This window comes from Bradyrhizobium sp. (genome assembly GCF_049586575.1).
GTDB lineage: Bacteria > Pseudomonadota > Alphaproteobacteria > Rhizobiales > Xanthobacteraceae > Bradyrhizobium.
This window is the reverse complement of record NZ_JBAVCF010000536.1, coordinates 1-3,946: the sequence shown is the minus strand read 5'-3', so window position 1 is coordinate 3,946 and position 3,946 is coordinate 1. Positions and strand designations below refer to the sequence as shown.

Annotated in this window: 4 protein-coding genes; 3 read left to right on the top strand and 1 reads right to left on the bottom strand. The window is 63.9% G+C overall.

The genetic code is table 11. From position 1 onward, the window contains the following. Window positions 1–111 precede the first annotated feature (111 nt). Together WB528_RS20205 and WB528_RS20200 are read left to right on the top strand one after the other, a co-directional pair. The gene (locus WB528_RS20205) at window positions 112–930 is read left to right on the top strand and encodes a helix-turn-helix domain-containing protein (RefSeq protein ID WP_423890177.1); all 819 of its coding nucleotides are present in this window, start codon (window positions 112–114) and stop codon (window positions 928–930) included. 65 nt (window positions 931–995) lie between these two features. Continuing rightward, window positions 996–1,661, top strand: a complete 666-nt coding sequence (locus WB528_RS20200) for a DsbA family oxidoreductase (RefSeq protein WP_423890175.1) — start codon at window positions 996–998, stop codon at window positions 1,659–1,661. A 4-nt stretch (window positions 1,662–1,665) separates the two neighbouring features. Here the strand turns inward: WB528_RS20200 and WB528_RS20195 are convergent, their stop codons facing one another. Further along, window positions 1,666–2,892 (bottom strand): GNAT family N-acetyltransferase, encoded by a 1,227-nt coding sequence (locus WB528_RS20195; protein WP_423890176.1) that lies wholly within the window; start codon window positions 2,890–2,892, stop codon window positions 1,666–1,668. A gap of 420 nt (window positions 2,893–3,312) precedes the next feature. On the opposite strand from WB528_RS20195, the gene WB528_RS20190 reads away from it, so the two are divergent. Further along, the gene (locus tag WB528_RS20190) at window positions 3,313–3,888 is read left to right on the top strand and encodes a TetR/AcrR family transcriptional regulator (protein WP_423890174.1); all 576 of its coding nucleotides are present in this window, start codon (window positions 3,313–3,315) and stop codon (window positions 3,886–3,888) included. Window positions 3,889–3,946 lie beyond the last annotated feature (58 nt).

The following is a 3,946-nucleotide window of genomic DNA, read 5'->3' as shown; positions in this document are numbered from 1 at the left end:
CCGGGGTGACGTGTCATCTCCTGCGACCGCGACGATGATCCGCGAGAGACGGCAATTCCATTACGTACAAGGTAATGGAAGGTGCGAGACCTTCCGTGTATTTTCTCCGACATGAATTCCGAGACGGCCACCATCCAACTCGACCGGAGCGCGCCACGCCATGTCGGTGAACATCTGCGCCAATGGCGTCAGCGCCGGCATTTGAGCCAGCTCGATCTGGCCGGTGACGCCGAGATTTCGACGCGTCATTTGAGTTTCGTCGAAACCGGCCGCGCGGCGCCTTCGCGCGACATGGTGCTCAAACTGGCCGAGCGTCTCAACGTGCCTTTGCGGGAGCGCAACATGATGCTGGTCGCGGCGGGCTTTGCGCCTGCGTTTCCACAGCGCTCGCTCGACGATCCCGCGCTGAAGGCGGCACGCGCGGCGATCGATCTGGTGCTGCGCGCGCATGAGCCGAGCCCCGCGCTGGCCTACGACCGGCACTGGAATCTGGTTTCAGCGAACCGCATGGTGATGCCGCTATTGGCCGGCGTACCGCAGCGGCTGTTGGCGCCGCCCGTCAATATTCTCCGGCTCGCCTTTCACCCCGAGGCGCTGGCGGGGCACACCGTCAATGTCGCCGAATGGTGCGGGCATCTCCTGGAACGCTTGCGCCGTCAATGCGAGGTGACTGCCGATCCCGGGCTGATCAAGCTGCATGAAGAGCTGAAGACCTACCCGTTGCCTGCGCGATCGGCGCCGTTGCCGCCCGATAATGTTGCGATCCCTTTCAAGCTGCGGTTTGGCGGCGATGTTCTCAGCTTCATGTCGGCGACCATGATTTTCGGCACGCCGGTCGACGTCACGCTGTCGGAGCTGGCGCTGGAGACGTTCTTTCCAGCCGATGAATTCACGGCCGAGCGAATGAGGAAGCTGGCGGCCGGTCGATGAGATAGCCTTGTGCCTGCCCATCCGGCGGCTTATTTCTGGGCGGTCATCAGAACGAGAGCCGCCCCATGAGCACCTTGAAGCCGCTTCGCCTCGATATCGTCTCCGACGTCGTCTGCCCCTGGTGCTATATCGGCAAGCGCCGGATCGAGAATGCACTGGCGCTGGCGAAAGAGGTGCCGGTCGAGGTGCATTGGCAGCCGTTCTTTCTCAATCCCTGGGTGCCGCGCGAGGGCATCAGCCGCGAGGAGTATCTCACCGCCAAGTTCGGCTCTGTCGAGGCCTATAAAGGGATCTCGGGGCGCGTGGTGGCAGCGGCGGGCGAAGAGGGGCTGACCTATCGGCCCGAGCTCGTCAAGCGGCAGCCGAACACGATCGATTGCCATCGTCTGATTCACTGGGCTGAAGCGAAGGGCAAGGCGGCCGAGATGAAGCAGCGGCTGATGGAGCTCTATTTCCGCGACGGCGGCGATCTCACCGATATCGATGTGCTGGTGCAGGCAGCAAGCGAATGCGGGCTCGATGCGGAGGAGACGCGCCGGCGCCTGTCGACCGATGAGGACGTTGCGTATATTTCGGTGCAGGCGGAGGAAGCCGCCAGCAAGGGCATTTCCGGCGTCCCGACCTATGTCTTCGGCCAGAAATATGCGGTCTCCGGCGCGCAGCCGCCCGAGCAACTCGCCGCCGCCATTCGCCAGGTCTCGGCGGAAATCAACGCGCAGGCTGCTGAATAGCCGCTCAAGTCTGGCCGCGGAGGCGAAGCACTGCGCGGCGGGCGAGCTCGCGCAGCCGGTGGTGCGTTTTCATCGCCATGTAAATCATCCGCACCACGGGATCACGGGGGCGCAGCGGGATGATGACGTCGCCAATCCGCAGTCGCCCGCGCCAGATCGGATTGATCATGGGATGGTGCGCGCTGGCGGTCGAGTCGGCCGTGACGAGCACGGCGTCGGCGCACAGATGCCGCGTCAGGTCGAGCGTGAGCTGAACGCCGGGTGAGAATTTTGCAAAGCGCTCGTCGATGCCGAGCTTGAAATAGAACGCGCGGTCCTGGTGGCGAAGCACGACAGCGGCTGCAACGGGCGTGTCGCCGGCATGCATCGTCACGATTTCACACTGGCCGGTCTCGGCAAGACCGCGGGTGGCGCGCCGGATAAAACTGGAATCGCCTTTGTCCTGCCGGAGCGCGGTGCCGCTCTCGCCCTTCCAGCCGCTCGCCTCCAGCGCGAGGAAAACCTCGATGGCCCGGCTCACATCGGTTGGGCTGCGCGCGGCCTCAAACCGCACGGCGCCGTGCTCGGCGAGGCGGTTGCGTTGGCGCCGCAGTTCTTTCAGTTTTTTCGCACTGAGCGCGTCGCGCAACACCTCGTCCGCATCGCGCCTGGCGTCCAGGCAGGCGCGCAAATGCGAATGCAGGATGATGGGCTGCAGGCCATCCTGCCGCAGCACTTGAGTGAAGGCTTTCATTGCGGCGCCGCTCAGCGAGACGTCGCGCAGGATCAGCGCGTGCGCGCCAGCTATCCGAGCCTCGTTCAGCAATCCTTTCGCGGCTTCCTCGGCAACGCCTCGGTCGAGCAACGGTGTGCACAGCGTGCCGTAGGGGCTGGCGCTTGCCAAAGCGGGCAGGGGGATCTTGCAGGCGCGCCACAAGGAGACGACCGGCAACAGGCCGATCAGCGCCGCCGCTCCGCCTGGCCCCGGGTGAGCCTTTTCCCAGGCGCCCAGCGCAAAGGCGCCGGTGCGGCCGCGCGCGGAAGCGTTTACGGCCAGTTCCCAGGCCGGCAGATAGTAACCGTTTGGCTCAATCGCGCATTCGGCAAGCGCGCGCCATTCCTCAACTGGAATCGCCGTCAGCGGCACAAATCCGGCGCGCTGCAAATCGGGTGTGGAAGCGGAAATGGGGCGCGGGCGCTGATCCGCACCATCCCTGGCCGACGCGCGAGACACACCTGCAATGTCGGCCATTTCAGCCACGTTTCGGTTCCCGCTTGCGGCCCGCGAGACTTTAGGCAAGCCTCGCCCGCGTCCTTGAGCGCGCAACGCTAGCGGAAAGTTCGGAAAATGCTCTTGGTCGGGAGATTCAATTTGATCTTTATCGTTAACCGCGCCTTGACGAGGCGCTCGCGCGAAGGATCTGGGCGACGTGCAGATCATCGATGAAGTCTTCTCGGCCCGGCGATGCCGGGAACGAGTTCGGACAGGATGACCGCACGCGGCAGCCCCGCATTCGGCGTCCCATTGCCGGGTGCGATGACCGAATTTGCCGTAAACGCCCTAATATCGCCGCGTCTGGCGATTACATTTTCGTGATCATGGAATGATCGTGCCACTCCGCAGTCTTTTGTCGATGGACAAGGTTGTGCAAACGCAACGGCCGGGGCGGACATGGGATCACAGACTCAGACTCATCGCGAGCAGGTGCGGCAGAAAATCATTCAGAGCGCGTTGCAACGCTTCAACCGCTACGGTTTCACTGCGGCTTCCATCGACGACATTATGGCCGGCGCCGGGATGACGCGCGGCGGCTTCTACAGTTACTTTCAGAGCAAGAGCGAGCTTTATGCGGAGGCGATCAGCTGTTTCGTCACCGAGAAGCAGGAAATCATCGCAAACTCGGACAAGGCGTCGGACCGCGCGGTGACGTTGTTGCAGGATTATCTCTCGCGTCGGCATCTGGAAGACCTTGCGACGAGCTGTCCAATGATCGGCCTTCCCAACGACGTCTCGCGAAGCGATCAGTCGGTGAGGGAGGCGCAGGAGGCGGCGCTGCGAATGATGGTCGAGACTTTCCAGCAGGGCATGACCCCGAACGCACAAGCGTCCAGGCAGGTTGCGCTCGCGCTGGCCTCGCTCTGTCTCGGCGGCATGGTGCTCGCCCGCGCGATCGAGGACCGCGTGCTGGCCGACGAGTTGCGTGAGGCGACCATGGCGGTGGCGTTGCGGCTCGGGCACTGGACCTGAAGCGTCGCGGGGGCCTGCGCCGGTGCCGCTCAGATCGGCTGATAGGTCTGGATATCGC

What these genes read in the sequence shown, in the direction of transcription:
- WB528_RS20200 (WP_423890175.1), top strand. Translation starts at nt 996, where the DNA reads ATGAGCACCTTGAAGCCGCTTCGCCTCGATATCGTCTCCGACGTCGTC.
- WB528_RS20205 (WP_423890177.1), top strand. Translation starts at nt 112, where the DNA reads ATGAATTCCGAGACGGCCACCATCCAACTCGACCGGAGCGCGCCACGC.
- WB528_RS20195 (WP_423890176.1), bottom strand. Translation starts at nt 2,892, where the DNA reads ATGGCCGACATTGCAGGTGTGTCTCGCGCGTCGGCCAGGGATGGTGCG.
- WB528_RS20190 (WP_423890174.1), top strand. Translation starts at nt 3,313, where the DNA reads ATGGGATCACAGACTCAGACTCATCGCGAGCAGGTGCGGCAGAAAATC.